The sequence below is a fragment of the Roseovarius lutimaris genome (assembly GCF_900115165.1).
GTDB classification, from domain to species: Bacteria; Pseudomonadota; Alphaproteobacteria; order Rhodobacterales; family Rhodobacteraceae; genus Roseovarius; species Roseovarius lutimaris.
This window is the reverse complement of the sequence record NZ_FOVP01000018.1, coordinates 54,541-80,515: the sequence shown is the minus strand read 5'-3', so window position 1 is coordinate 80,515 and position 25,975 is coordinate 54,541. Positions and strand designations below refer to the sequence as shown.

21 protein-coding genes and 3 pseudogenes are annotated in these 25,975 nt (G+C 59.8%); 13 read left to right on the top strand and 11 right to left on the bottom strand.

The features are described 5' to 3' along the window. Nucleotides 1-4 precede the first annotated feature (4 nt). Entirely contained in the window at nt 5-1,315 is a 1,311-nt protein-coding gene (locus BMZ91_RS15745) for a hypothetical protein (RefSeq protein ID WP_092840952.1), read from the top strand. On the opposite strand, the gene BMZ91_RS15740 is transcribed toward BMZ91_RS15745, so the two are convergent. Further along, entirely contained in the window at nt 1,312-3,012 is a 1,701-nt protein-coding gene (locus BMZ91_RS15740) for a glycoside hydrolase family 26 protein (RefSeq protein WP_143076357.1), read from the bottom strand. The two genes, BMZ91_RS15745 and BMZ91_RS15740, sit on opposite strands and share 4 nt — an antisense overlap. 311 nt (nt 3,013-3,323) lie before the next feature. Between BMZ91_RS15740 and BMZ91_RS21165 the strand changes: the two genes are divergently transcribed. Both BMZ91_RS21165 and BMZ91_RS21985 read left to right on the top strand, forming a co-directional pair. Next, a complete protein-coding gene (locus tag BMZ91_RS21165; RefSeq protein ID WP_143076356.1) occupies nt 3,324-3,908 on the top strand; it encodes a hypothetical protein in 585 nt (194 codons plus the stop codon). After that, nucleotides 3,884-4,018, top strand: a complete 135-nt coding sequence (locus BMZ91_RS21985) for a hypothetical protein (RefSeq protein WP_281243383.1) — start codon at nt 3,884-3,886, stop codon at nt 4,016-4,018. Before BMZ91_RS21165 ends, BMZ91_RS21985 begins: the two co-directional genes overlap by 25 nt. 50 nt (nt 4,019-4,068) lie before the next feature. Here the strand turns inward: BMZ91_RS21985 and BMZ91_RS15730 are convergent. Next, a pseudogene (locus tag BMZ91_RS15730) lies at nt 4,069-4,918 on the bottom strand (aromatic ring-hydroxylating oxygenase subunit alpha). After that, on the bottom strand, nt 4,915-5,802 hold the full coding sequence (locus tag BMZ91_RS15725) for a MurR/RpiR family transcriptional regulator (RefSeq protein WP_092840946.1): 888 nt from the start codon (nt 5,800-5,802) through the stop codon (nt 4,915-4,917). The pseudogene BMZ91_RS15730 and the gene BMZ91_RS15725 overlap by 4 nt, the downstream one beginning before the upstream one ends. Before the next feature lie 120 nt (nt 5,803-5,922). On the opposite strand from BMZ91_RS15725, the pseudogene BMZ91_RS15720 reads away from it, so the two are divergent. The 3 genes and pseudogenes from BMZ91_RS15720 to BMZ91_RS15710 all read left to right on the top strand — a co-directional run bounded on the left by BMZ91_RS15720 (nt 5,923) and on the right by BMZ91_RS15710 (nt 9,814). After that, nucleotides 5,923-8,359 (top strand): annotated as a pseudogene (locus tag BMZ91_RS15720) (FAD-dependent oxidoreductase). After that, nucleotides 8,356-8,844, top strand: coding sequence for an alcohol dehydrogenase catalytic domain-containing protein (locus BMZ91_RS21980; RefSeq protein ID WP_281243382.1), 489 nt, complete (start codon nt 8,356-8,358; stop codon nt 8,842-8,844). The pseudogene BMZ91_RS15720 and the gene BMZ91_RS21980 overlap by 4 nt, the downstream one beginning before the upstream one ends. 7 nt (nt 8,845-8,851) lie before the next feature. Then, nucleotides 8,852-9,814, top strand: a pseudogene (locus BMZ91_RS15710) (aminotransferase class III-fold pyridoxal phosphate-dependent enzyme). On the opposite strand, the gene BMZ91_RS15705 reads toward BMZ91_RS15710, so the two are convergent. Genes BMZ91_RS15705 through BMZ91_RS15695 form a run of 3 tightly spaced genes read right to left on the bottom strand, consistent with a single transcriptional unit; the run spans nt 9,795 to nt 12,879 of the window. Next, nucleotides 9,795-10,484, bottom strand: a complete 690-nt coding sequence (locus BMZ91_RS15705; protein ID WP_092840944.1) for an ATP-binding cassette domain-containing protein — start codon at nt 10,482-10,484, stop codon at nt 9,795-9,797. The pseudogene BMZ91_RS15710 and the gene BMZ91_RS15705 overlap by 20 nt on opposite strands. Beyond that, a complete protein-coding gene (devC, locus tag BMZ91_RS15700) occupies nt 10,484-11,659 on the bottom strand; it encodes an ABC transporter permease DevC (protein WP_092840942.1) in 1,176 nt (391 codons plus the stop codon). The genes BMZ91_RS15705 and devC overlap by 1 nt, the downstream gene beginning before the upstream one ends. Continuing rightward, a complete protein-coding gene (locus BMZ91_RS15695; protein WP_177193890.1) occupies nt 11,656-12,879 on the bottom strand; it encodes an HlyD family efflux transporter periplasmic adaptor subunit in 1,224 nt (407 codons plus the stop codon). The genes devC and BMZ91_RS15695 overlap by 4 nt, the downstream gene beginning before the upstream one ends. Before the next feature lie 318 nt (nt 12,880-13,197). Between BMZ91_RS15695 and BMZ91_RS15690 the strand changes: the two genes are divergently transcribed. The 5 genes from BMZ91_RS15690 to BMZ91_RS15670 all read left to right on the top strand — a co-directional run bounded on the left by BMZ91_RS15690 (nt 13,198) and on the right by BMZ91_RS15670 (nt 16,334). Continuing rightward, nucleotides 13,198-14,148 carry a DnaJ C-terminal domain-containing protein gene (locus BMZ91_RS15690; RefSeq protein ID WP_092840938.1) on the top strand — a complete coding sequence of 317 codons (951 nt, stop codon included), beginning with the start codon at nt 13,198-13,200 and terminating at the stop codon, nt 14,146-14,148. 3 nt (nt 14,149-14,151) lie between these two features. Further along, on the top strand, nt 14,152-14,496 hold the full coding sequence (locus BMZ91_RS15685) for a chaperone modulator CbpM (RefSeq protein ID WP_092840936.1): 345 nt from the start codon (nt 14,152-14,154) through the stop codon (nt 14,494-14,496). Nucleotides 14,497-14,586: 90 nt separating this feature from the next. Next, nucleotides 14,587-15,162 (top strand): hypothetical protein, encoded by a 576-nt coding sequence (locus BMZ91_RS15680; protein WP_092840934.1) that lies wholly within the window; start codon nt 14,587-14,589, stop codon nt 15,160-15,162. 55 nt (nt 15,163-15,217) lie between these two features. After that, nucleotides 15,218-15,700, top strand: a complete 483-nt coding sequence (locus BMZ91_RS15675) for a bacterioferritin (protein WP_092841004.1) — start codon at nt 15,218-15,220, stop codon at nt 15,698-15,700. Between the two features lie 67 nt (nt 15,701-15,767). Then, a complete protein-coding gene (locus tag BMZ91_RS15670) occupies nt 15,768-16,334 on the top strand; it encodes an HdeD family acid-resistance protein (protein ID WP_092840932.1) in 567 nt (188 codons plus the stop codon). 197 nt (nt 16,335-16,531) lie between these two features. Here the strand turns inward: BMZ91_RS15670 and BMZ91_RS15665 are convergent, their stop codons facing one another. From BMZ91_RS15665 to BMZ91_RS15645, 5 genes are read right to left on the bottom strand one after another with little or no spacing between them, the layout of a single operon-like run. Beyond that, nucleotides 16,532-17,731, bottom strand: a complete 1,200-nt coding sequence (locus BMZ91_RS15665; RefSeq protein WP_092840929.1) for an acetate/propionate family kinase — start codon at nt 17,729-17,731, stop codon at nt 16,532-16,534. Next, nucleotides 17,728-19,125, bottom strand: a complete 1,398-nt coding sequence (locus BMZ91_RS15660) for a bifunctional enoyl-CoA hydratase/phosphate acetyltransferase (RefSeq protein WP_092840927.1) — start codon at nt 19,123-19,125, stop codon at nt 17,728-17,730. The genes BMZ91_RS15665 and BMZ91_RS15660 overlap by 4 nt, the downstream gene beginning before the upstream one ends. 27 nt (nt 19,126-19,152) lie before the next feature. Continuing rightward, nucleotides 19,153-19,425 carry a hypothetical protein gene (locus tag BMZ91_RS15655; RefSeq protein WP_092840925.1) on the bottom strand — a complete coding sequence of 91 codons (273 nt, stop codon included), beginning with the start codon at nt 19,423-19,425 and terminating at the stop codon, nt 19,153-19,155. A gap of 42 nt (nt 19,426-19,467) precedes the next feature. Next, the gene (gene fabI / locus BMZ91_RS15650; RefSeq protein WP_218145680.1) at nt 19,468-20,226 is read right to left on the bottom strand and encodes an enoyl-ACP reductase FabI; all 759 of its coding nucleotides are present in this window, start codon (nt 20,224-20,226) and stop codon (nt 19,468-19,470) included. 18 nt (nt 20,227-20,244) lie between these two features. After that, nucleotides 20,245-21,954, bottom strand: a complete 1,710-nt coding sequence (locus BMZ91_RS15645) for a PHA/PHB synthase family protein (protein ID WP_245736430.1) — start codon at nt 21,952-21,954, stop codon at nt 20,245-20,247. 310 nt (nt 21,955-22,264) lie between these two features. On the opposite strand from BMZ91_RS15645, the gene BMZ91_RS15640 reads away from it, so the two are divergent. Beyond that, on the top strand, nt 22,265-23,245 hold the full coding sequence (locus tag BMZ91_RS15640) for an HlyD family secretion protein (RefSeq protein WP_092841002.1): 981 nt from the start codon (nt 22,265-22,267) through the stop codon (nt 23,243-23,245). After that, entirely contained in the window at nt 23,242-25,974 is a 2,733-nt protein-coding gene (gene rbbA / locus BMZ91_RS15635; RefSeq protein ID WP_092840919.1) for a ribosome-associated ATPase/putative transporter RbbA, read from the top strand. The genes BMZ91_RS15640 and rbbA overlap by 4 nt, the downstream gene beginning before the upstream one ends. Nucleotide 25,975 lies beyond the last annotated feature (1 nt).

Here is a 25,975-nt window from a genome sequence, read left to right as displayed (position 1 = left end):
CGTCATGGCAGGACAAGACAAGCAACAGCTTCACGGCTCAAACCGGTCGGTCAACATTGCCGAGGCGCTGTCAGCGCGGGTAAAAGACCCGCTCTGGTTTCTGGCGCGGCAATGGCAGACGGGCGAATTCGAGGCGGAAAATGGCGGGGCGCTGGCCGATGTCGAGGTGCAGAGCCGACATTTTCCGGTGACGGTCCTCGCACGGGATGGCAAGGCGCAAGCGATTGACCGCAAACAACCACTTGAGCCATTTGTCGAGGGGGAAACCGGCGAGGACGGCGATGCACCGGCCTGGAAAAGCGAGGCGCTGGAATATGAATTTGGCCTTGAGACGACAGGCCATAGATTGACGGCCACAGCCTATTCCGGGTTTCAGCTTGATTGGTATCAGTTTGATCTTGTGGAGAAATTAAAGAACGCAGAGCCGGTACATGACGATCCCCGGACCTATGTGCCGACGCAAATGACATTTCGCGGAGCGCCTGATCCGCGATGGTGGAAGATCGAAGATGCGGGGGCCTATTTCGATACCCCGCGCGAGGCAGAGCCAAGTATCCTGTCAACGCTTTTGCCCGAGTTTTTCTATACCGATATCAACAACTGGTACATGATCCCGGCGCCGATGCCGTCGGGATCTGTGCGCGAGATCACGTCGCTGAAGGTGACCGACAGTTTTGGGGTGACGACGACCCTGAAGCCGATCAAAGACAAGGCGTGGAAGGTCTTTGCGCTGGATCAGGTGACGGGCGATGATGGCCTCTCGGGGGCCTCTATTTTTGCACCCAACATTGCGCTTGATGTGCTTTACAACGACGTCCTTGAGGATGTGCGTTTCGTGCGTGACGAACAGGCCAATCTGGTTTGGGCGTGGGAGCATGCCTATACCACGCGGGACGGCGAAACGATCCTGAACGGCGATGCGCAGACCGATGCAGACACTCAGGCCGAGGGCGACGAAGAAGCCGCCGGTTTCAGGCTGATGTCGGAGATGCCCGCCAACTGGATTCCTTATGTGCCGGTGCAGATCAACCTGACGCCCACCAACGGCGAGATATTTTTGCGCCGCGGGCGCACCGACCCCGATGCCAGCCGCGAAAACCCGCAATACCGCTCGAAGATCGTGGATGAATCCATACGTCTGATGGAAGAGGAGGTGCCGCGCACCGGGCTACGAGTGCGCCGTATCAGGAAATTCGCCAGCGGGGCGGGGGAGGCGGACAACCACTTTTGGGTGGGCCGCCACAAGGATTCGGGGCGCGGCCATGCCGGGCCGGGGCTTCAATTCGATTACATTGAGGGCGAGGATGAACCCTAAAGCGTGTCGAAGATAATGTCGGGCGCATTGGGGTCGGGCGGCACCGGGCTCTGCGAAAAAATCGGCCTGGAAAGGGTGCCTCTCTGGAATGCCTCGACCGCCAGAACGCCACTTGCATTCCAGGACCGGATATAGCGCGGCACGAGGGTAAAGAAATCCACCACCGCATCATTATAGGCCTCGCCATTGGGCGTTCTTGTGCCATTGGCCGTGGCGCCGGGGATCTGGTCAAGAAGGTCGGGATTGGCGGCCGCCACCTTGACGAAGGTCTTTTGCTGCACGCCTGCGGTGTCAACTTCGCCGTCCTTGTAGGTTTCGACATAAAACGGCTCTGCCGGCAGCATTGGATAATAAAACTCGGCGGTGCCTTCGGTAAAAACATCCGTCTGGCCATACCGCAACGACGCCCCGCCAGAGGTTGAGGGGGTGATTGCGGAAAGCGCCGAATTGCCAAGCCTGTTGACCCAGAACATGACCCACTTTGGCGAGCTTTGCTTTGCCAGATCAAAGACCTTGTCCTTGAAGAAACTGCGCTGTCCGGCGGGCCAGGCGGCCGAATTGCCAAAAGCGCCGTAAAGCTTGCCGATGCTGGCCTGTCCGGGGGCGACGCTCCTGATGCTGACTTCGCTCAGGGCATGCGCCCAGCTCAGGCCAAACCGGGTGTTTATGGCGGCTGCCTTTGCCACAACACGGGCGTATTGGTCCGTTAACAGTGACGCGGATGGGTCTTTTTGCCAGTCCTCGTAGTAATCGAGCCCCAGAACCGCGATACTGTTCAGGAAGGTCGTGTATGTGGCGTTTGCTCCGCCGGTGGGAAAGTACCGATCCAGATCGCCCTCAAGTGCGTTTACACTCGGCTTTCCGTTGATGCAGAACACAAACTTCAAGCGCGATCGCTTGTCCTGATCGACCGCATTTTGCACAGCGGCGACCATGAAATTCCATAGAAATATGAAATTATCCATATATGGTCCGGAGGTGGCCCCATTCGCCTCGCCCCACCAAAAGTAACTGATATTGGGCTCGTGAAAGAGACGGATGTAAATGTCCTTTCCGGTCGCCATCGGGTGACTTAGCAGATCATTCACAAACTGCCCCATCTCACGGCCACTGCGGTCTACGGTGGCGCTTTGGGCGGCGAATTCCGCTTGAAACTGTCCCGAACCGAGGTGCGTGTTTGACTGGCCGGTATGATATTTCAAAGGGCCTGCCCCGGCGCTGGTTTCGGCAGGGGTGATAAACGGGTTGAGCATGTGATAGCTAAGACAGATCTCACCGCCCAATGCATAGGCCGATAGCATCAGGTCTTTCATCATCGCCTTTTCCGATGGAATGCTGGGCGTGCCGGCGCGCTGGGCCTGCGGGAGCGTGGTGATCAGCCGCTTATCAAACCTCTCAACGCCGTCAACCATGCCAATAGACACCTCGACGACATCCGCCACACGACCGTAGTCAAAGCCGTAAAGCTTGGGGCGCAGGCTGGTGGCGCATTCCATGTCGGTAATCCATGAGTCGACATAACCGCCGAGGTCAACAGCAGAATGCGTGGTCGGCGGATTTGAGATATTGACCATGCTTTCGCCGGGAAACACCAACCTGTTCGCGGCCACCTGTGAGGCATAGTCATGTGGAACCTTCAGATGCCACAGCAGGCTTTGATACAATACTTCCTGCGCACCGAGCCAGGGTTTGGTCATGATCTCAATCCAAATAGTTTTTATAAATCTTCGCGAAGGATGCGCCCGAGGCGGCAAAAATTCAAGAATTGAGTGGTGGCGGCCCTGCGCCTCATGGTAGGTCAGTTCAGGTTCGACCGTGCGGGCAACTCTCAGAGTAAACGTCAAAAGTCCACTACGCTCAAAAAAACCGACCGGGTGCACACCCGCCATATCCTCGAAGATGCGGTGTTTTTCTTGGGGCATGTCGTCGTCGCCCAAGCGCCAAAGTGAGCAGTTCACCAGAAGCTGCAAAAACTTCGCATTGATCGGATCTTCAGGGGGCAAACGCAATGGAGAGAATATCGAGATTTGTGCAGCCTGCTGCTACGGCGTTCTTGAATGGAGATACGCGCGCAGAACTCGTGGATGATCAGGTCGGACAAGTTCTCGAACTGTCAATCATAGATTTTGCAGGCATAATTGGTACGGCGCGATTGCCCTATGATGTTCTTGATATGCCGCTCGTGAGCCCTCTGGAGGGTTTCGAAAATCCCTTTGGCGAAATCGTTGATTTGGAAATTGGACGCCTCTTGCAACCCGATCTTCGACGCATGCCAACACCGACCGATGGTGTTTGGGTTCTGGGTATGCGTGAGTTTCAAAACGTAAATAACGCCGACAACGATTTGTATTTCGAAGTCTTCGCGCAATTGTACGATTTGTCTTCCCGACCTGTTGGTGATTTGAATATTGCCGGTCTGGCAGGGGATTTTTCCTTATCTTCAGAAGCATCGTCCCCTCCGCAGATGAGTGTCGCTGACTCAGCCTTCGGCGGTGGCGTTGACAGCTTCCTGATCCGGGTCGTGACCCGGACACCGGCGAGGTTAATATCTCGAACGGCGGCAATGGGTTGCAGGGCTTTGTCGATGCGCTGAACATCACCGACACGGCGGCAGGCGCGCAGATGGATATCGGCGGGCATCTGGTGACGGTCGAGGGCATGGCCGCGGCTGATCTCACGCTGGACGATTTCAGCTTCATCTAACGCGCAATCCAATCAGGCTGAGATGGGGATGTGATGACCTATTCCACCTCTCACGCCTCCATCGACCCACTGCCGTCAATCGCCTCGCGCATCCATTTTTGCAGATGCATGACCGAATGTTCCGAGTTCACGCCACATTCGGGTCGATCACCAGAGGCCCCGGCACATAGCCCCGCGATTTAAGCCCGCGCTGAACGCTTTCGACAAGGTGAATATCCTCTTCGACGGTCGTTGCGCGGTCTTGCAGGGCCATGCGGCGCACGGTTTCATTGTCCTCGCCGCCGATCGAATACCAGCCGCGCCAGACGACGACGTGATCGGCATCCACCGCCCGCCAGTGATAGGTGTTCAGCAGGTCTCGGGGATTTCAACCTATTCCAGCGGTCTGAGATCGGCCCAGTTTGGCACAAAGCCCTGCAACTCGGCGCGCACATTCGGGAACCAGTCGTCCATCGGCTTGGCATCCCGGTCCAGATTGACAAAGATGAAGCCAAGAAAGACCTCTGTGCGCACCTCGGTCAGGCAAACACTGGACCTGTCGAACCCCGCGACCGCCTTGATGTTGGGCCCGGCGCGCAATTCACCGGTCAACTCATAGGTCTAGGCGTGATAGGGGCAGACCACGACGCGGGTCTGGCCAGAGCCCTGCAAGAGCTGATGCGCACGGTGCTGGCAGACGTTGTAAAATGTCCGCAGGCTGTCATCCCGGCCCATGATGCAGAACAGGCTTTCGCCGGAGATCTCAAACGCAAAATGATCACCGGCGTTTTCCAACTGCGAGGCATGGCCGGCGAAGTGCCAGCTCCGCGCCAATAATCCGGTGATTTCATCGGCATAAATGCCCGGATCGGTGTAATAGCGCGCCTCAAGCGAGCGCAGGGGCGTGGCGGCATGGGTCATTCCTGAACCCCTTGATACAGGCCAAGCTGATGGCGGCGGCGGTGAAAGCTTTCGACCCGCTCGACAATTTCGTCACTGGCGAGCGCAATCACAAAGCTGAGCAATGTCTCGAGCAGGGCGATCGTGGACACCGAGGATGGAAAGAATTGCGGGGTATCGGCGGCCACGACAAAGCTGTGCTGTGCGACGCGGACAATCGGGCTTGCCGGGCTGTCGGATATGCCAATGATGCTGACGCCCTGGTCACGGGCGATACGCACCGCCTCGATCACTTCGGTGCGATAGGGCCGACAGGTCATGGCGATCAGAACATCCTGCCCGTCGGCGCGCGCCAGATCGTCAATCGCGGTCGAGCCAAGTTGCGGAATTGCGTGGAAATCCGTCATTCCCGTCGAGGCAAGATAGGTGAAATTCCGGGCATTGGCGTTCATCACCCCCACCCCCAGCACAAAGACACGCTGCGCGGCCCAGATCGTTTCGGCGGCCTCTTTCAGACTGTCTTCGGAAATATTGGCAAAGCTGTCTTCGATGTTGCGCAGACAGCCCTGCACCATATCGGCATAAAGCCCGCCCAACCCGCCGGATTTGCGGATGCTTTGCAGCCATCGTGCCCGGTCAGGAAAATCCGCAGCCCCCTGCCGGATCGCGTCGCGAAAGGGTTCGCGGAAATCGTCATATCCCTCAAAACCCACTTGCCGGGCCATGCGCACAACGGTGTTGGGTTTGACGCGCGCGGCCTTCGCGATTTCGCGCACGGTCGATACGCCGACATCGCGAGGGTTTTCCAGCACATAGGTCGCGGCCTTGCGGGCCTCGGGCGTCAGGCCGCTCAACACATCGGCGAGCCGCTCCAGAATCACATTTGATACATTTGTTTCATTCATGAGTGACGATGGCACGTATGTAAGCTTAGCCTGTCGAGATAAAAGTCGAGTCGAGGAGAGCCAGGTGTGGCCAGCGAATTTCCGACAAGCGCCCGCGTTGTCATCGTTGGCGGCGGCGTCATGGGGGTGGGGCTTGCCTATCATCTGGGGCACGAGGGCTGGGGCAGTGATACGGTCTTGCTGGAAAAGGCCGAGCTGACCAGCGGCAGTACATGGCACGCGGCCGGGCAGGTCACTCATTCCACCAGTAGTTTCGGGCTTGGCAAATGTGTGGATTACAATATCGGGCTTTATTCGGGCGGGCTTGAGGCCGAGACAGGCCAGCCGGTCACATGGCATGGCTGCGGGTCGTTTCGCCTGGCCTATACGACAGACGAAATGGACTGGCTGCGCCACACCTTGTCGGTGGCGCGCGCGCTTGGGTTCAATATCGCCCTGGTCGGGCCGGAGCAGGGCGCAAAGCTGCACCCGTTCTATAACCTCGACGGTGTTCTCGGCGCGCTTCATACCCCGGATGACGGCCATGTGGACCCCACCAATGTCACAATGGCAATGGCCGCCGCGCGCGTCAGAACGGTGTCCGCATCATCCGCCAATGCCGGGCCACCAACATCTTGCAAGCCGCCAATGACGAATGGGTGGTCGAGACCGAGAAAGGCACGATCACCTGCGAGCATGTGGTCAACGCCGCTGGCACCTATGCGCGCCAGATCGGCGAATGGTCTGGCCTGCAACTGCCGATGATCTCGATGACGCACCATTACTTCGTGACTGAATTTGTCCCTGAATTCAATGATCTGGAGCGCGAACTTCCGGTGATACGTGATGATCGCAAAGTCTCGAGTTATATCCGGATGGAGCAAAAGCGCGGGCTGATCGGGATTTATGAGAAGGAAAATCCCAACTCTGTCTGGCATGATCATTGCCCGTGGGACCATGAAAACTGGCTGTTTGATGCAGGTTATGACCGCGTCATGCCGTGGCTGGAAGAAAGCCTGAACCGGATGCCGATCTTTGCCGATCTTGGTATTCAGCGCGCAGTCCATGGCGCAATCAGCCATCCGCCCGATGGCAACCCGCTGATCGGCCCCGCCCCCGGCGTGCGCAATTACTGGTGCTGTTGCGGCACGCAGATCGGCACCGGCTGGGGGCCGGGGCTGAGCCGTGAATTGGCGCGTTGGATGGTGCATGGGGCGGCGGATATTTCCATGCGCGACTATGATCCGCGCCGGTTTGGAAGTTACGCAAAGAAAGAGTGGCAAGTCATTAAGGCAAAAGAAGATTACTGCCTTCGTCACGAAATTCCTTATCCGCTTTTCAACCGCCTTGCCGGGCGGCCGGTCAAGCCGTCACCGCTCTATGACCTGCTCAAATCCAAGGGGGCGGTGCATGAAGAGGTCTACGGGTTCGAGCGCCCACGCTGGTTTGCACGCGACGGCGTGGCGCAAGAGGATCATTATGCGTTCCGGCGCACTGTCGTGCATGACATGGTTGCCCGCGAGGTCAGGGCCGTGCGCGAGGCGGTCGGGATCATGGATGTCACCGCCTTTACCAAGGTTATGGTCGAGGGCCCGGATGCCTTTGCCCTGCTCGACCGTCTAACCGCGAACCGGATGCCGCAAAAACACCCCTCAAGTAGCGAAGCGGTAGGGGAAACCCGGAATGGCGGCTCGATCACCCTGACCCATATGCTCAACCGCCGTGGCCGGATCGAGCTGGAGACAACGATCGTGCGGATGGCGGAGGAGCGCTTCTATCTGGTCTGCGCGGCCTTCTTCGAGCAACGCCTGCTGGATCACCTGGCCCGGCACCGCGACGGCGCGGATGTGACGGTAACGGCGCTGTCTTCCGGCTGGTCGGCACTGGCGCTCAATGGTCCGCATGCGCGCGATGTGTTGGGGGGGGTAGCGATGCGGACCTCAGCAATGCCGGTTTCCGCTGGCTGTCGGCGCAACAGATCACCGTGGCGGGGCATCGGGTATGGGCCTTGCGGATGTCCTATGCCGGTGAGTTGGGATGGGAATTGCACATGCCGAACGCCGCCTGTCTGGATGTCTACAGCGCGCTTTGGAGCGCGGGGCAGGGCCATGATATTGCCGACTACGGCTCGTTTGCGATGAACGTCATGCGGATGGAGAAGGGATTCAAGGGGGCGGGGGAGTTGACCAATGAGGTTACCCTGGCCGAAGCCGATGTGTTGCGATTTGCGCGCAGCGACAAGGTGTATCTGGGCCGCGACAAGACCTTGAACAGCGATTTGCCATGGGTCTGCGCCTATCTTGAGATCGCGCCTGACGGTGATGTCGATGGCCATGGCGGCGAGGCGGTTTTGCTGGGCGGGCGGGTCGTCGGATCAACCGCATCGGTGGCCTATGGGCATACGGTCGGGAAAATCCTGGCCTTTGCCTATGTCAAGCCAGAGGCCGCCGTGCCGGACACCGAACTGACCGTGATCATTCACGGCAGCGCCCGCGCCGCCCGCGTTTTGGGGCAAGCGGCCTATGACCCGGAGAGCGCGCTGCCGCGCGTCGACGCCAAGCTGAAGGATACGCAATGACCCCGCACAAGACGATGAAGGCCATGGTCACCATGGGCCACGGCGATCTCGATCAGATGGTCCTGCACCGGGACTGGCCGCGCCCCGATCCGGTGCCGGGCGAGGTGTTGATCCGCGTGCGCGCCTGCGGGTTGAACAACACCGACGTGAACACCCGCTCTGGCTGGTACTCGAAGGCCGTGACCGAGGCGACCACCGGCGGCGCCCCGATACGCTTTCCACGCATCCAGGGCGCAGATGTCTGCGGCGAGATTGCGGCCGGGGGCTCTGTTCTGGCGGACACCGAGGCGCTGCATCTGGCGACGACAATCCCGGATGAAAACTGCCACGCGGTCTGGGCCTGTCAGGATATGATCACGCTGGACATCGCAGGCGGACGCGGGCCGCGCAACTCGGGCGGATACCTGCATCTGTCGGAAACACCGGGCTTGGGCGTGCATCCTGATGAGTACGCATTGGGCACGCCTGTCGCCACATATCTTTGAGGGTATCATGCAAAACCTCACCTCCCAAGCCGAATGGATCGCCCGCGCACGCGAGGTTTTGCCCGCTGCGGGTTTCGGAAACTTCGACCCCGCAATCATGATCGCGCGCGGCGAAGGCAGCCATGTCTGGGACGAGGACGGCACTGAATATATCGACTACCTGATCGGCTCGTGCCCGACAGCGCAGGCATCCCGCAGGGCGTTGCCGACCAGATGCTGATCGCGCCCTTCAATGACCTTGAGGCGGTGGCCTCGCTTCTGGCCGAGCACGCGGATGTTGCCGCGATTGTCGTGGAACCGTTGCAAAGAATCATTCCGGCGCGGCCCGGTTACCTTCAGGGGCTGCGCGATCTGTGCGACAGGCATCACGTCCTGCTGATCTTTGATGAAATCGTCACCGGGTTTCGCCTTGCCTATGGCGGCGCGCAGGAGCGCTATGGCGTGGTGCCCGATATCTGTACCCTTGGCAAGATCATCGGCGGTGGCTTTGCCTGGCGGCCCTGGGCGCCAGTGCCGAGATCATGGCGCATTTCGACAAATCCGCCGTTGGCGCGGATAAATGGCTAATGCAGCTTGGCACGTTGTCGGGCAATCCGGTTGCTGCGGCTGCCGGGCTCAAGACCATGGAAGTGCTGCGCCGCGACGGGCAATATGACCGGTTGCGCGCCCTGGGCAGCAGTTGCAGGACATGCAGTCAGAGGCCTTGCAGACACAGGGCATTGCGCATCGCATCTGCGGTGATCCGACCCTGTTTGATATCCTATTCACCGATGTGGACTGCGTCGATTATCGCAGCGCCAAACACCGGGACCCAGCCGTCAACGTGACCTATAACGCGGCGCTGCGCGCCGGTGGTGTGTTCAAGTCGCCGGGCAAGCTCTATCCCAGCCTTGCCCTGAGCGAGGCCGATCTGGAGCACACGCGACAGGCCGTGTTAAAGGCGGCAGGCCTTATTGGCTCTTGTCGGTGACAATGCGCCCGTCCTCCAGCGTGATGATCCTGTCGGCCATTTGCAGAATGCGCGGGTCATGGGTGACCATGACCGTCGTCGTCCCCCGCGTTTTGCCCAGGGATTTGAGCATTTCAACCACGGTATGACCGGATGCCTTGTCCAGCGCCGCCGTGGGTTCATCCGCAAGAACGATCTCGGGGTTCGATACAAGGGCGCGCGCAACCGCGACCCGCTGTTTCTGCCCGCCCGACAGGTTGGCCGGAACATACTCCCGACGATCCGCAAGGCCGAGCAGGTCAAGCATGTGATGGCTGGCGGCGCGTTGCTTTGCGGCGTTGCCCTTGCCGTGCACCTCAAGGCCCATCAGGACGTTCTGGGTGGCGGTCAGGCTTTCATGCAGGTTGTGAGCCTGAAAGATGAACCCCAGCCGACGGCGCAGCGCCACCAGATCCGCCTCGGGGGCCCCGTGCAACTCGTGATCCAGCAGCACGACACTGCCGTCCTGAATCTCGCGCAGCGCCCCGATCAGCGTCAGAAGCGTGGTCTTGCCGGACCCGGATGGCCCCATGAGGATGGTCAGACTGCCACGGGCAATCGACAGGTTGATATCGAAGATGGCCTGTTTGCGCGCCTCGCCGGTCCCGAAGAAATGGTTGAGGCCGCGCACCTCGATTGGTGAATCCGTCATCAAAACAGGTCCGCCGGATCGGCGCTTGCAAGCCGCCGTGTCGCGATGCCCCCCGACAGGGTGCAGGCGGCCAATGTGCCCAGAAAAACGAGTATTGCCCGGCTGGCCTCCATGCTGACCGGCAGGCCCGTCACCGCCACCAACCCCGCATAAAGCCCCATCGAGACAAAAAATCCGGGAATGAACCCGAAGACGGCCAGAACGATGGCCTCTTCAAAGACGATGCCCAGAAAGAACGATTGGCCGTACCCCATGGCCTTGAAGGTTGCATATTCGCGCAGGTGATCGGCCACATCGGTGGACAGCACCTGATAGACGATGACAAGGCCGACAAGGATACCCATGAACACGCCAAAGCCGAAGATGATGCCGGTCGGGCGCTCTGACGACATGAATGCCAGATCGGCGGATTTCGCGTCTTGCGTGGTCTGGACCCTGACGCTTGCAGAGGGCAGGGCGGCGCGCAGGCGGGTGGCCACGGTGTCGGCGGAGACGCCATCGTCGATCCGCAGAAGAATGTGATCGGGCGCACCGCTGTCTCGCGTTGGAAAGACGCGAAGAAATGTCTGATCTGAGGTCACCAGCATACCGTCCGCCAGAAACCCGCCGCCGACTTTCATGGTGCCGATGGCGGTAAGGGTCTCGCCCATTGCCTCGAAGGAATAGCTCGCCCCGCTCGACAGGCTTTCGAGCACCGGGGCTGGCATGCCTCGGGTGTCTTCATCAAGCAGGACAGTGTTCTCGATGGTCAGCCGATCCAGAGATGCGGCAACGGCGGATGTGACAAAGCCGGTCTGTGTGGCGTCCACGCCGAAGGTCAGCAAGGCGACCGAGGTCCCGTCGTCGAGGGTGAAGGGCAGGTCGCCGATATAAAGCGGGGTGGCGTTTGCAACCCCAGAGACGCCGAGCGCCTGAAACATGTGTACGCGGGCGATATGCTCGCTATCGGTCAGGGTGTTGCCCTCCTGCGAGGACAGAATGATGTCGGTATTCAAGAGCGCATAGGGGGCGACGGTCGATCCGTTCAGCGCGCCCATGATCCCGAGTTGCATGAAAACCAGCAGATTGGCAAAGGCCACGCCGGACACCGCGGCAAGCAGACGGCCCCGGTTGTGCGAGAGCTGCAACCAGCCGATGGGCAGGCGCCCGAAGAGCAGGGTCAACAGCCTGCTCATTGCGACCGGCCAGCGTCGATCCGCACGATTGCCTCAAGATTGGTCAGGTTGCGCGCCTGCTCTGAGGAGGCCGCATCCAGAACGACGATAACATCCACGACCCGCGCGTCGGTGTTGCTGGCCGGATCGTCCGAGGTGATCGACTGGCGCCCGATCTTTAGCCCGATTGCCGAGACGATGCCTGTCAGGGGCTGTGACAGGGCCTTGGCCGAGACGCTCACCGGATCGCCAATGGTCACGCGCCCGATCATTGTCTGATAAACCTCGGCTTCTACGGTCATCTGCGATGTGTCGCCAAGGTCGATGATCCCGTCGCTTGGCGGGCGTTCGCCGGCCCGCACCTTGATGTCGAGCACCCGGCCACGATCGGGCGCCCGGACATAGGCGCGTTCCAGATCCTGCCGCGCGCGGGCGAGGTCTGCGCGGGCGGCATCCAGATTGGCCTCGGCCACGGCAATATCGGCCTGAATGGTCTCTGATCCGGTCGCATAGCGCGAAAGCGTGGCGCGGGCGCGCTCCACATCGCGCTCTGCTTCGGTGGCCGTCGCAACGATCTGGTCAAATTGCGCACGGGTTGTCACACCGCGTTCGAAAAGCGATGTCATGCGCGCAAGATCGGCGCGGGCCGCTGTTGCCGTGGCTTCGGCGCGCTCCAGCGATGCCTGGGCCTCGGCCAGGCTGGCCCGGTTCGATGCGCGGGTCTGGGTCAGCGTCGCCTGACGCACCCGCAGCGTCGCTTCGGCAGAGGAAATCGCGCTTTGAAGCTGTGGGAGGTTGTCCAGAACGGCCAGGATTTCATTGGCCTCGACCTCGTCCCCCTCTGCAACCCTGATCTCGGCGATGCGGGCGTCGCCGGCGCCCGATGGCGTGGCCACGCTGATGATATCGCCACGCGGGATGATCCGACCGAGGGCCACCACATCGCCGTCACTGACCACCGCGACCTGCTGTTGGGTCGTCACCTGCTGAATTGCGACGGCAATCGGGGTATTCGTTCCGGCCCCCGGCTCAAGCCCTGTTGCCCTGAAAAACACCTTGAGGCCCGGCGGCTGAAAGTACATCCCGATGACCGCGCCGGTAAACAGGGTCAGCATCAGCAGCGGGATCAGCAACAGCCGACTCCGCCCGGTTTTCCGGGGGCTCTGGTCTGGCGTGGTCGACGCAAGCCCGTTGTCTTCCAGCGGAAGCGCGGGCGTTTTGTCGGCGGGGTCGGAAGTCATGGCCATTCTTTCAAGCTGGATAGGAAACGGGTTTTGTCGAATTTCCTAATTTTACATCATAAGGGGCTGAAAGACCGCCCGGAAAGACGATTGTCTGCGGGAACGGGCCCTGACCGCGCGACGTTTGCGCGCGCTTTGCGTTGGATCAATTTTTCCAGCGTCATTTTCTGGCATGTCAGTCTCAGACGCAGGCCGGTCCTGGCAGCGACCTTGAATGCTCGGAGCGGGAATGGTTGGATGGTCTTGAAATGGACGCAGATCGAGAGAGTGCCTGTCACTCGGGCGTCCTGATGGGCACCACGCGGGGATCAAAGAGAAATGGACTACAAGGATTACTACAAGGTTCTGGGTGTCGAGCGAACGGCAAGCCAAGACGAGATCAAGCGCGCCTATCGCAAACTGGTGCGCAAGTATCACCCGGATGTGAATGCCGGGGCCGATGCAGAACAGAGCTTCAAGGATGTGGGCGAAGCCTACGAAGTTCTGCAAGACCCTGAAAAGCGCGCCGCCTACGATCAGCTCGGCGCCAACTGGAAAGAGGGGCAGGCGTTTCGCCCGCCCCCCGATTGGGATGAAGGTTTCGAGTTTTCCGGCGGTGGCTATACCGAGGCCGACCCCAACGACTTCGGGTCGTTCTTTGACGAGCTTTTCGCGCGTCAAGGCCGGGCATCGCCCAATATGCGCTCGGAGCGTCAGTTCAGGGCGCCGGGACAAGATCATCACGCCAAGATCGTGATCGACCTGAAAGAGGCCTATCAGGGTGGATCGCGCGACTTTACGCTGCGCGCCCCGGAGCTTGATGCAAGCGGCCATGTGGTGTTGCAAGAACGCTCGATCCGGGTCGCCATCCCGAAAGGTGTGGCCGAAGGGCAGCATATTCGCGTTGCGGGCAAGGGCGCGCCGGGGTTTGGCGGTGGCAAGCCGGGTGATCTGTTTCTTGAGGTCGCCATCAAGGAAGACCCGGCGTACCGCGTCGAGGGCAGGGACGTCTACATGGATCTGCCGATCACCCCATGGGAGGCCGCGCTTGGCGGTCGCATCAACGCGCCGACCCCGAGCGGTCGGGTGGAGTTGACGGTGCCGAAACACGCGCAGGCCGGTAAAAAGCTTCGCCTGAAGGGGCGCGGTATTCCGGGCAAACGCCCCGGTGATCTTTATGCGGTACTCAAAATCGTCATCCCGCCGATTGAAAGCGAGAAAGCCCGTGCGCTTTACGAACAGATGGCCCGCGAGATAGATTTCGATCCGCGCGCGAGATTGGGAGGATAAGAGATGCCGAAATCAAATGCATTGGTGCCCGCAAGCGAAGTGGTGGAACGCCTGACCCTCATTGATCTGTGCCGTATTTGCGGATCATCCGCAGAATGGGTCATCGACCTGGTGGAAGAGGGCATTCTGGAGCCCGAGGGCGAAAACCGCACCGGATGGCGGTTTGAAAGCACCAGCATAACAATCGTGCGCAAGGTGCAACGCCTTCAGGCGGATTTGCGGCTTAACATGCCGGGGGTCGCACTGGTGCTGTCGCTGGTCGATGAGAACGCGCGGCTGAAACGGCATTTGCAGCTTCTGGAACACGATTCTCGCTATCCGATCCGAATGCCGGGGCCCGACGAATAAGATTGGGGGCCATGGCTGTAGATTGATGTGAGTCAATCCGCAATTGGACTGGCGGTCTTAAGGTATCATGGAAAATATGCGAGGTAGACCATGACCACTGACCCGAAGCCACATCATTCGACCTATATCAACCTCCCCGAGGCCGTCGGCGTATTCGACAGCTTTGAGACCCTGCAAGCCGCGATCTATGATCTGCGTATGTCGGGGTTCAGCCGCTACGACATTAGCCTGTTGGGCAGCAAGGAGGCGATGACGGAAAAGCTTGGCTCTGCCTTTTGGCAGGCCGCCGAACTTGAGGACAACCCCGATGCCCCCCGCGCCGCATTCATCTCGGAAGAGGCAATGGGCGAACTTGAAGGGGCGATTGCGGGTGGGTTCTTTTTCCTCGGGTCGGTTATCGCGATGGCGGCCATGCTGACACCCGTCAGTACTTTGGCCGCCTCGATCGCCGCTATCGCAATCGGTGGCGGGCCAACCGCAGTCATCGGCGCCTTGCTTGCGCGTCGTGTGGACAAGCACCACAAGGACTACTACGCCGATCAAATCCGCCAGGGCGGTATCCTGCTCTGGGTTCGCACGGTGGACAAAGAGAAGGAAGACCTCGCGGTCAAGATTCTGAAAGGTCACTCCGGGCGCGACGTGCATGTGCATGGCTGGAGCGAATAAAATCGGCTGACGCCCTGCCCGAAAATATAAACTTAGAAACATGAATGGAAAACTGATGGCACAGACAACCAAGACGCTAGAAAATCTTCAGCAAGCGGTTTCAATGGAGCTGGCAGCGGTGAGCCAATATATGCTGCATATCCTGACAGCCGAGAGCTGGGGGCTGGACAAGCTTGCCGTGAAAATGCGGTCTGAAATGTTGGAAGAACTTGGCCATGCCGAAGCATATTCGCGCCGGATGGTGTTTCTGGGCGGAAGCCCGGAATTGAAATCGGCCAAGGTGCCAACTGCCGCGAAATCTTTGAAAGCGATGTTCGAGGCCGACTTGGAGGACGAGAAGAGCTCGCTCGACTTCTACACGACTGCGGCGAGCGAAGCCGACCAAGCCCGTGACATCGGAACCCGCGATTTGTTTGAACAGACGGCTTTGGACGAAGAAGGCCATATGACTTGGCTTAAACTGCAACTGACGCTTCTGGACCGGATGGGAGAGCCCGCATTTATCGCCATGCAGGTTAAAGAGACTGAAGCTGATTAATATGGTGGCAACACGCGTGCTGCGCATCTGAGTAAGCGCAGCACGACCACACCGCGAGGGATTTCTCATGACACCGACGCCGGAAGTATTCTTTGACATTGATCCACCAACAATCCTGACGAAGTTGCGTAAGGGGATGTTCGGGGCCGGGGTCGTGATGATCGTGTTGGGGGTTGCAGCGTTGATTATGCCGTTTTTTGGTTCTCTGGTCATAGAGGTTCTGATTGGCTGGCTTCTTGCCGTTAGCGGCTTGGTGACAGTCGTTGGCGCATTTTCTCTGCGCAAGACGGGACTGTTCGTTTGGGAATTGGCCGCAGGTCTGATTACCTGTGTTATTGGCTTGTTAATGCTCGCTTTCCCGCTACAGGGGCTTGTTGCGTTGACCCTCATCATCGCTGTGGTTCTCGTGATGACTGCGATTGCGCAGCTTGCCTTTGCCTTTTGGGCTCGCCCGGCGCCGGGATGGGGCTGGGGCGTATTGTCGGCAATCGTAAGCGGGGCTTTGGGGTGCTTTATCCTTTTTGCCCTGCCAGACGCATCGGCCATAATTTTGGGTCTATTTGTTGGGGTTGATTTTGTCAGCACGGGCACGGCTTTGGTGTTGATCGCGCGGTCTCTTCGTCCGGGCGTCTAGGCGCCCTGTGACGGGTACATATTTGCGAAAGGTTTGCGAAAACCGGCCAAGACGTGCACGCATATTACCCGGAGTTCACGGATTATGGTGATGCAGAGGCCTTTGAGCGAACAGAGCAAACGCTGCACACGGCAACAAAGTAAAACCATCCAATAGCTGCCCGCAACGGGGCGCCCGTTTGCTCATATCCTGTCGGATTATTCCGGCTTCCCCGCTCGGGTCAGAAGACCCCGACAGGCGTCGGCAACAACGGTTTCCTCGTTTGTCGGCAAGGCGAAGACCCCGACCTGTGAGTGGGCCGCGCTGATGCGGGTGGCGTTCCTGTCGTTTGCCGCATCGTCCAACGTGATGCCCAACCAGCCGAGATGATCGCAGATTGCTTTTCGGATCGGCGCGGAGTTCTCACCGATACCGGCGGTGAAGACCAGGGCGTCCAGCCCTCCGATAGCGGGCAACAACCCGGCGAGGCTACTGGCGGCCCGGTAACAGAACAGCGCGATGGCCTCCTGGGCGTGCGGGTTGTCGCTGTCTTGCAAGACCTGCATGTCGTTGGTCATGCCCGACACCCCCAGAAGACCGGAGTGCTTGTAGAGCAGGGTTTCGATGTCGGGCGCGGCCATGCCCTTGGCCTGCATCAGGTAGAGCACGACACCGGGGTCAAGCGCCCCGCAGCGGCGCCCCATCATCAACCCGTCGAGGGCGGTGAACCCCATGGTGGTTGCCACGCTTTTGCGATCCTTCATGGCGCACATGCTTGAGCCGTTGCCAAGATGCGCCACGATCACCCGGCCCGAGGCGCGGTCGCCAAGATGGTTCGGCAGGATGCTGGCGATATAGTCATAGGACAGCCCGTGAAACCCGTAGCGGATCACCCCCTCATCCGTCAGATCGCGGGGCAGGGCGAACAGCTGGGCCAGATGGTTCTGGCTGCGGTGAAAGCCGGTGTCGAAACAGGCGATCTGGGGAATGTCGGGTCGCCATTTCGCGACGGCGCGGATTGCCGCGATATTGTGGGGTTGATGCAGCGGGGCCAGCGGAACCAGTGCTTCAAGGTATTGCAGAACCGAGGGGGAAATCAGTGTCGGATCGCGATAGTGTTGGCCACCATGCACAACCCGGTGCCCGACCGCCAGAAGCGGCAGGCCCCCGAAATGGTTTGCCAGCCAGGGCAGCAAGAGCGCAATCACCGTCTCATGGTCAGAGGCCACGTCAAGCGCGGTCATGGCGCCCGCGTCAAGAGCACCGCCAGCAGTGTCACGTGCCGAAAAAACCGGCGTTCCGCCGATCCCCGCAATAGTGCCTTTGGTCAACGGCGTTGTCGACGAGTTATCGCTGTCAAATACCGCAAACTTAAGGCTGGAGGACCCGGCATTCAGGGTCAGGAACACCCTCCTCATGACAGACCCCCGGCAGCGCGGTGATGTACGAACAGCTGCGCCATCGCCGCCGAGGCGAGGCGCGACATGACGCCATCCGCCCGGCTGGTCAGCACGATCGGGATGCGGGCGCCAAGCACGAGGCCGGCCGCATCTGCCCCGGCCAGATAGATGAGTTGCTTGGCCACCATGTTTCCGGCCTCAAGATCGGGAACGATCAGGATATCTGCCTGACCGGCGACCTGCGACTGAATGCCCTTGGCGTCAGCGGCGGATGCGGACACGGCGTTGTCAAAGGCCAGCGGCCCGTCAATCAAACCGCCGGTGATCTGACCACGCTCCGCCATCTTGCACAGGCCCGCCGCATCGAGTGTCGAGGGGATGCTTGGCGTCACGGTTTCGACCGCCGATAGCACCGCGACACGTGGCAGGTCGATGCCAAGGGCGAGGGCCAGGTCAATGGCGTTCTGCACGATGTCGCCTTTGGTCTGAAGATCGGGAAAGATGTTGATCGCGGCATCGCTGATCAACAGCGGTTTGGGATAGCTTGGAACATCGAGCACGAAAACATGGCTCATCCGGCGTTCGGTGCGCAGGCCGGTGTCCTTGTTGACGACGGGTTCCAGCAATTCATCGGTGTGAATCTTGCCCTTCATCAACATATGAACCTTGCCCGCGCGCGCTAAGGCAACGGCGGTTTCCGCGGCGGCATGACTGTGGGGCGCATCGACGATTTCAATGCCGCTCAGATCGCGCCCGATTTCGGCGGCCGCGGCCTCAATTCTGGCCTTGGGGCCGACCAGCACGGGCACGATCATGCCCTTCGCGCCCGCCTCCAACGCGCCTTCGAGCGACAGCGCATCGCAGGGGTGAACCACAGCCGTGCGCACCGGCGCAAGCGAGGATGTTGCCGCGATCAGATCATTGAAGCGGGCGCCGCGCTCATGAAGATGCACCTCGGGCAGGGCGACACGAGGCCGGCGCACCTTTTCTGTCGGCGCGATCACCTCTGCCTGACCTTCGATCACGGTCTCACCGTTTTGATTGGTACAGACACAATCGAGAGTCACATGATGGTGCTCGGCGCTCTTTTGCGCGACAGTCACCCGAATGGTGACCGTATCGCCAAGGCCAACGGGGCGTCGAAAGCTGAAGTTCTGATTCAGATAGATGGTGCCCGGCCCCGGAAGCTCGGTCCCGAGAACGGCGGAAATCAGCGCGCCGCCCCACATGCCATGGGCGATGACTTTGTGAAACATATCCGAACTGGCGTATTCGGCATCGACATGGGCCGGGTTCACATCGCCCGACATGACCGCGAACAACTCGATGTCCTCGGGTTTCAGCGTGCGGGTAAGCTCTGCGCTGTCGCCGATTTTGAGTTCGTCGAAGGTCTTGTTTTCAATGAATTGCATGGCAGGGGGCCTTTTGCCGATATCGGCTTAGATGGCGGACGGTGATTGACCGTCCCTGGTTTTATGGTCTTCGATGTCTTCGGCAATATCCTCGATCTCACGAAACGCATCGCCATCGGATGGTTTGCCTTCGACATGGGCTTCGGCTTTGCCGTTGATCTTGAGATCGGCCTCGCCCCAGGGGTGGGTGTCGATCTCCAACTCATCGCCATCGACCGTCGCGGTAAAGCGCTGTTCGGTGGCGCCTTTGCCGGTGGGATAGCTAAGGTCGGGATTCCAGTGGATAGGTTTCTTGGACATATTGTGTTCCTTTCGCAGTGTTTGTGAATTGGGCGTGCGACGTCAGGCGCGCACGTGATACCCGCCGTCGACATAGGCGATATTGCCGGTCACCTTGCACGACAGGTTGCTGACCAGCCCGACAGCCATGTGGCCCACATCCTCGATACTGACGAGGCTTTGCTCTGGCGCACGTTTTTGCGCCGCGTCGATCAATTCGTCAAAGTGGTCGATTCCCGACCCGGCGCGCGTTTGCAGGGGGCCGGGCGAGATCGCGTTGACGCGGATTTGCCTCGGCCCAAGCTCTGCGGCGAGGTAACGCACAGTGCCCTCAAGCGCCGATTTGACCGGCCCCATGATGTTGTAATGATCGACCACCTTCTCGGCGCCATAATAACTCATCGTCAGGATGCTGCCGCCGTTTTTCATCAAGGGCACGGCCAGCCGGGTCATGCGGATCAACGAATGCACCGAGATATCCATCGCCTGCGCGAAGCCTTCCTTGGAACATGCACTCACCGGCCCATGCAGGTCGTCTTTCGGACAATAGGCGATCGAGTGCAGCACAAAGTCGAGCTGCCCCCATTGCGATCTGATCGCGTCAAAAACGGCCTCCATCTGCCCGTCAACCTCGACATCCAGAGGAAGAAACAAGGGGGCCTCCAGCTTAGCCACCACCGGGGAAATGTAGGGTTTGGATTTTTCATTGGCATAGGTCACAGCAAGCTCTGCGCCAGCCGCACGTAGCGCCATGGCACAGCCTGCGGCGATGGAATGCTCGTTCGCGATCCCGACGATGAGCCCGCGTTTGCCGCTGAGCAGGGTTTCCAGCATCACCGCTCACTCCTGAAAAACATATGTGCCGGGCGCGTCGCAGAGCGGCTCATAGCCCTCTGACCCGAGCGACGGCGGATCCACCGGATCGCCCGACCTGTCAGATAGCCAATCGACAAGCGCGGGCCACCAGGAGCCATCGGTTGGTTGCGATTGCGTCCACCAGCGATCCGGGTCGGTATAGGGCGCATCCTTGGTCTTGGATTGCATCCGATAGTGGCGGCGCGGGTGCCCCGGCTCCGATACGATCCCGGCATTATGCCCGCCGCTGGTCAGAACAAAGGTGACATCCGTGTCAGACAGCAGATTGAATTTATAGACCGAATGCCAGGGCGCGACGTGGTCGCGTTCGGTGCCGACCATGAACACCGGCGCGCGGATATCAGAGATTGCAATCGGGCGATCACCGACATGATAGCGCCCCTCGGCGAGATCGTTTTTCAGAAACAGCTGTCGCAGGTATTGCGAATGCATCCGATAAGGCATCCGCGTCGCATCGGCGTTCCAAGCCATGAGATCGTTCATTTCAGAGCGCTCGCCCATCAGGTAATCATGGATCACCCGCGACCAAATCAGATCGTTCGAGCGCAAAAGCTGGAACGCGCCGGCCATCTGCGTCGTGTCCAGATAGCCCTTGTCCCACATGATATCTTCCAGATAGGTGAGCTGGCTTTCGTTGATGAACAATGTCAATTCGCCCGCTTCGGTAAAATCGACCTGGGCGGCCAGCAGCGTCAGAGTTTGCAGGCGTTTGTCATTGTCGCGCGCCATTGCGGCCGCCGCGATGGAAAGCAGGGTGCCGCCAAGACAGTATCCCACGGCGTGAATTTTCTGCCCCTCGGTGATGGCGCTGACGGCATCGAGCGCATCCATGATGCCGAGCGAAAGGTAATCATCCATCCCCAGATCGCGGTCTTCGGCGTCGGGGTTTTTCCAGGACACCATGAAAACGGTGAACCCCTGCGATGTCAGATAGCGCACAAGTGAGTTTTGCTCGGACAAATCGAGAATGTAATATTTCATGATCCAGGCCGGAACGATCAGAATGGGTTCGGGGCGGACCTTGTCGGTGGTGGGCGCATATTGGATAAGCTCGATCAGGTGATTGCGATAGACAACCTTGCCCGCAGTGGTCGCCAGGTTGCGCCCGACCTCGAAGGCCTCGGCCCCGACCGGTTTCTTGCCTGTATTTACGCGCGCGGCATCCTCCAGAAAGTTCTGCCAGCCGCGCAGCAGGTTCATGCCACCTTGTTGATAGGTCTTGGACAGCACCTCGGGGTTGGTCATCGCAAAATTCGATGGTGAGAAAACATCCAACATCTGGCGGGTCGCAAATTCTACAACATTCTCATGCTGTTCGGTAACGCCTTCCACCCCGGTGGTCGCGTTGTGCCACCATTGCTGATTGAGAAGAAACGCCTGCGACATGACGTTGAAGGGCCACTTTTGCCAGGCTTCCCCGGTGAACCGCTTGTCTTGGGGCAGTGGCGTTATGCAGGTTTCGGTCGTATCGCGATTGCTGGCACACATCCCCGCATAATTGGCTAAACGCGATGTTTTCTTGACGGCTTTTTCCACAAGTTGCAACTGCTTGCCGGGGGCCGACGACAGATGCAACGCCCAATCCGAATAGGCCGCGGCAAGGGCAATCGGAGACAACCCGCCGGTAAAGCGCGCCTGCGCGGCCTTCAGCCCCTTGTCCAAAGCCTGCTCCATGGTCGCATGCGTGTGTGCCAAAGGCTCGGGCCGCAGGGCGGGGGCCAATGCCAACTTGCCGCTTTTAGGGGCGACTTTGGCTTTTTTTTCAGCGGAGGGCCTTTTGTTGTGAAGTGATGTAACGCGCGCCATTGCCCAAACCTTTCTTGTTCAATGAAAACTTGAGTGAGTGATATCTAACTGCAAGTCATCCGTGATTGATCTGCGTCAATGTATGCGCTGTCCGCGACGACTAACTAACGTAAACGATAAAAAGCGAGCGAAAACGCGCCTGTTTTTCCGTGTTTGCCCAATGAATAGGATCGAGATCATGAAAAAAAGCACAATGGCCGTGGCCGTGCTGTTGATTGCGGCCGGTATTGCCGGTGCTGCGTGGTGGCAGATATCGCAGGGCTCGAACCTTCCGGCTGGCATCAGCCGCTCCAACGGGCGAATCGAGGCGGAACGGATTTCCGTTGCGACCAAATTGGCCGGTCGCGTGGCCGAGGTTCTCGTTGCCGAAGGGGATTGGGTCGAAAAAGGGCAACTGATTGCCAAGATGGATACCGCTGATCTTGAGGCAGAGTTGCGTCAGGCACAGGCAAGCGTTCTTCAGGCGCAGCAGCAGAAACTCCAGGCCGAAGCCCTGTTGCGGCAGCGCCAATCGGAACTGACCACGGCAAGGGCCGAATTCAACCGGGTCGAAAAGCTGGCGGACAGCGGGTTCAACAGTCAGGCGAAACTGGATGCGCAGCGCACCGTTCTGGAGAGCGCGGAAGCCGCCCTTGCAGCCGCCGAGGCTGGCATTCCTCTGGCCGAGGCGACCATCGCCGCCGCCGAGGCGGGCGTCGCCGGGGTGCAAAGCCTGATCGACGACTCGCACCTGAAAGCGCCACGTGCCGGGCGTGTGCAATACCTGTTGGAACATGTCGGCGAAGTCGTGGCGGCAGGCAGCAGCGTCGTTACGCTGACCGACCTGTCGGACATGTACATGACGATATTCCTGCCATCGCGTGATGTCGGGCGCCTGGCGATTGGTGCCGAGGCCCGGATCATTCTGGACGCGATCCCCGACTATGTGATCCCTGCCAAGGTGACATTTGTCGCCAGTACGGCTCAGTTTACCCCAAAATCGGTCGAGACCAGCGATGAGCGCGATCAGCTGATGTTTCGCGTCAAGCTGACAATCGCGCCCGAGCTTTTGGCCGATTATCAGGACCGCGCACGCGGCGGGGTGCCGGGTGTCGGCTATGTGCTGGTCGATGAAAATATGGCCTGGCCGCCGGAGCTTGCGGTGAGATTGCCACAATGATCCCGTCCCCGGTCGCGACGCTCTCGGCGGTCACGCATCGCTATGGCGGGACGGCGGCCCTGGACGATATCACGCTGGACGTGCCTGCGGGCTGCATGGCCGGTCTGATTGGCCCGGATGGTGTTGGCAAATCGACGCTACTGGCCCTGCTGGCGGGTGTTCGGCGGCTTCAAACCGGTAATGTGCAGGTGCTGGACGGCGATGTTCGGGATCGCAGGCATCTGCGGGCCTGCAACCACCGTATCGCCTATATGCCGCAGGGCCTTGGGCGCAATCTTTATCCGACGTTGAGCGTCACCGAGAACCTGGATTTCTTCGGTCGGCTGTTTGCCCAATCACAGGCCGAGCGCGCCGCCCGGATTGCCGATTTGCTTCAGGCTACCGGGCTTGACCCGTTTCCTGATCGGCCCGCCGGCAAGCTTTCGGGCGGCATGAAGCAAAAGCTGTCGCTTTGTTCGGCGCTTATTCACGATCCTGACCTGTTGATCCTCGACGAGCCGACGACCGGCGTCGATCCGCTGTCGCGGCAGCAATTCTGGGAGCTGATCGACCGTATCCGCCGGCAACGCCCGGAAATGAGCGTGATCGTGGCAACCGCCTATATGGAAGAGGCCGAGCGTTTTGACTGGTTGGCCGCGATGTCGGACGGCAAGGTGATCGCGACCGGACGTCCGGGTCAGATTCTGAAACAAAGCAACCAGCCAACGCTCGAAGCGGCGTTTATCGCCATGTTGCCAGAGGATGAGCGCCGCGGGCACAGCGAGGTTGTGGTGCCCCCCCGGCAAGACCTTGGCGGCCCGCCCGCCATTCAGGCCAAGGCCCTGACCCGCAAATTCGGGGATTTTGTTGCGGTTGATCGGGTGAACTTCGAGATCGAGCGCGGCGAAATCTTTGGGTTTCTGGGCTCGAACGGCTGCGGCAAGACGACGACCATGAAGATGCTGACCGGGTTGCTGCCTGCCAGTTCCGGCGAGGCGCTTTTGTTCGGGGAGACATTGGATGCGCGCGACATGCGCACCCGCCAGAGGGTTGGATATATGTCGCAATCCTTTTCGCTTTATAGCGAATTGACCGTGCGCCAGAATCTCGATCTGCACGCCGAGCTTTACCAGTTGCCAGTGATCAGGCGGGCAGGGCGGGTCAGCGAGATGATGGCGACATTCGATCTCGTCGATGTTGCCGAGGTGCGGCCCGACGCCTTGCCCCTTGGCATCCGCCAGCGGCTTCAGCTTGCGGTTGCGATGATCCATTCCCCCGAAGTGCTGATCCTCGATGAGCCGACATCGGGTGTCGATCCGGTCGCGCGCGACGCGTTCTGGCAGCACCTGATCGCGCTGTCGCGCAACGACGGGGTGACGATATTCGTCTCCACCCACTTCATGAACGAGGCGCAGCGTTGCGACCGGATATCGCTGATGCATGCGGGGCGGGTTCTGAGCGTTGGCACGCCTGCTGAAATCGCGGCGTCCAAGGGCACGGAAAACCTGAATGAGGCCTTTGTCAGCTATCTTGAGGACGCCGCCGACGGCGATGCGCCAACCGGCAAGGCCAAGGCGCCAACACTGCCGTCAGAGGCGCAAACCGGCGATCGCGCGCGGTCCGGTGGTGGTCTGGCGCGGATGTGGGCGTTTGCGCGCCGCGAAACGATGGAAATCCTGCGCGACCGGTTGCGGCTGACCTTTGCCTTTCTGGGGCCTGTCATTCTGATGCTGACGTTCGGCTATGGCATCTCGTTTGACGTGACCGATCTGCCCTACGCGGTGCTGGATCAGGATCAGACCGCCGAGAGCCGAACCCTTCTCGAAGCGTTTTCCGGCTCGCGCTATTTTGAAGAACGCGCCCCGGCAACAAGCGCGACCGAGCTTGCCGCGCGCCTGCGCGACGCAGAGATCGCCATTGCCATCGAAATCCCGCCTGACTTCGGTCGGGACCTGTTGAGCGGCAAAACCCCCGAAGTGCGCGCCGCTGTCGATGCAGCAATGCCGTTTCGGGCGGAAACGACACGCGGCTATCTGCTCGGGTTGGCCCAATCCTATATGGCGGATCAGATCGAGCGCACCTACGGCGAGGGCGTCGATACGAGTGCCGCCGATATCGAGACCCGTTTTCGGTATAATCAGGCGTTCAAAAGCGTCGTTGCCATGGTGCCATCGGTAATCATGCTGATGCTTGTTCTCATCCCGTCGATGATGGCGGCCATGGGCGTTGTGCGCGAAAAAGAGACCGGATCAATCGCCAATTTCCGCTCGACCCCCGTGACGCGGGCAGAGTTTCTTCTGGGCAAACAGCTGCCCTATGTGGTCATCGCGATGCTTAGCTTTTTGACCCTGTTGATGGTCGCATATGGGGTGTTCGAGGTGCCCATAAAGGGCTCTGGCCTGACGCTTGTGATCGGCACATTGCTCTATGTACTGGCGACAACCGGGTTCGGGGTTCTGGTCTCGACCTTCACCAAAACGCAGGTCGCCGCCACCTTTGCCACAGCTATCATCGCCATCATTCCGGCGGTCAATTTCTCGGGGCTTCTGGTTCCGGTCTCCTCGCTTTCGGGCAGCGGGCAGATGATCGGGCTAAGCTTTCCGTCGGGTTGGTATCAACAGATCAGCGTTGGCACATTCACCAAGGATCTTGGCTTTGCGGAGCTTTGGAAAAACCATCTCGCCCTGGCGGGTTTTGCTGTTTTCTTTGTCGCGGTGTCGATCCTTGCCCTTAGCAAACAGGAACCCTGAG

What these genes read in the sequence shown, in the direction of transcription:
- BMZ91_RS15745 (WP_092840952.1), top strand. Translation starts at nt 5, where the DNA reads ATGGCAGGACAAGACAAGCAACAGCTTCACGGCTCAAACCGGTCGGTC.
- BMZ91_RS15740 (WP_143076357.1), bottom strand. Translation starts at nt 3,012, where the DNA reads ATGACCAAACCCTGGCTCGGTGCGCAGGAAGTATTGTATCAAAGCCTG.
- BMZ91_RS21165 (WP_143076356.1), top strand. Translation starts at nt 3,324, where the DNA reads ATGGAGAGAATATCGAGATTTGTGCAGCCTGCTGCTACGGCGTTCTTG.
- BMZ91_RS15725 (WP_092840946.1), bottom strand. Translation starts at nt 5,802, where the DNA reads ATGAATGAAACAAATGTATCAAATGTGATTCTGGAGCGGCTCGCCGAT.
- BMZ91_RS21980 (WP_281243382.1), top strand. Translation starts at nt 8,356, where the DNA reads ATGACCCCGCACAAGACGATGAAGGCCATGGTCACCATGGGCCACGGC.
- BMZ91_RS15705 (WP_092840944.1), bottom strand. Translation starts at nt 10,484, where the DNA reads ATGACGGATTCACCAATCGAGGTGCGCGGCCTCAACCATTTCTTCGGG.
- devC (WP_092840942.1), bottom strand. Translation starts at nt 11,659, where the DNA reads ATGAGCAGGCTGTTGACCCTGCTCTTCGGGCGCCTGCCCATCGGCTGG.
- BMZ91_RS15695 (WP_177193890.1), bottom strand. Translation starts at nt 12,879, where the DNA reads ATGACTTCCGACCCCGCCGACAAAACGCCCGCGCTTCCGCTGGAAGAC.
- BMZ91_RS15690 (WP_092840938.1), top strand. Translation starts at nt 13,198, where the DNA reads ATGGACTACAAGGATTACTACAAGGTTCTGGGTGTCGAGCGAACGGCA.
- BMZ91_RS15685 (WP_092840936.1), top strand. Translation starts at nt 14,152, where the DNA reads ATGCCGAAATCAAATGCATTGGTGCCCGCAAGCGAAGTGGTGGAACGC.
- BMZ91_RS15680 (WP_092840934.1), top strand. Translation starts at nt 14,587, where the DNA reads ATGACCACTGACCCGAAGCCACATCATTCGACCTATATCAACCTCCCC.
- BMZ91_RS15675 (WP_092841004.1), top strand. Translation starts at nt 15,218, where the DNA reads ATGGCACAGACAACCAAGACGCTAGAAAATCTTCAGCAAGCGGTTTCA.
- BMZ91_RS15670 (WP_092840932.1), top strand. Translation starts at nt 15,768, where the DNA reads ATGACACCGACGCCGGAAGTATTCTTTGACATTGATCCACCAACAATC.
- BMZ91_RS15665 (WP_092840929.1), bottom strand. Translation starts at nt 17,731, where the DNA reads ATGAGGAGGGTGTTCCTGACCCTGAATGCCGGGTCCTCCAGCCTTAAG.
- BMZ91_RS15660 (WP_092840927.1), bottom strand. Translation starts at nt 19,125, where the DNA reads ATGCAATTCATTGAAAACAAGACCTTCGACGAACTCAAAATCGGCGAC.
- BMZ91_RS15655 (WP_092840925.1), bottom strand. Translation starts at nt 19,425, where the DNA reads ATGTCCAAGAAACCTATCCACTGGAATCCCGACCTTAGCTATCCCACC.
- BMZ91_RS15645 (WP_245736430.1), bottom strand. Translation starts at nt 21,954, where the DNA reads ATGGAGCAGGCTTTGGACAAGGGGCTGAAGGCCGCGCAGGCGCGCTTT.
- BMZ91_RS15640 (WP_092841002.1), top strand. Translation starts at nt 22,265, where the DNA reads ATGAAAAAAAGCACAATGGCCGTGGCCGTGCTGTTGATTGCGGCCGGT.
- rbbA (WP_092840919.1), top strand. Translation starts at nt 23,242, where the DNA reads ATGATCCCGTCCCCGGTCGCGACGCTCTCGGCGGTCACGCATCGCTAT.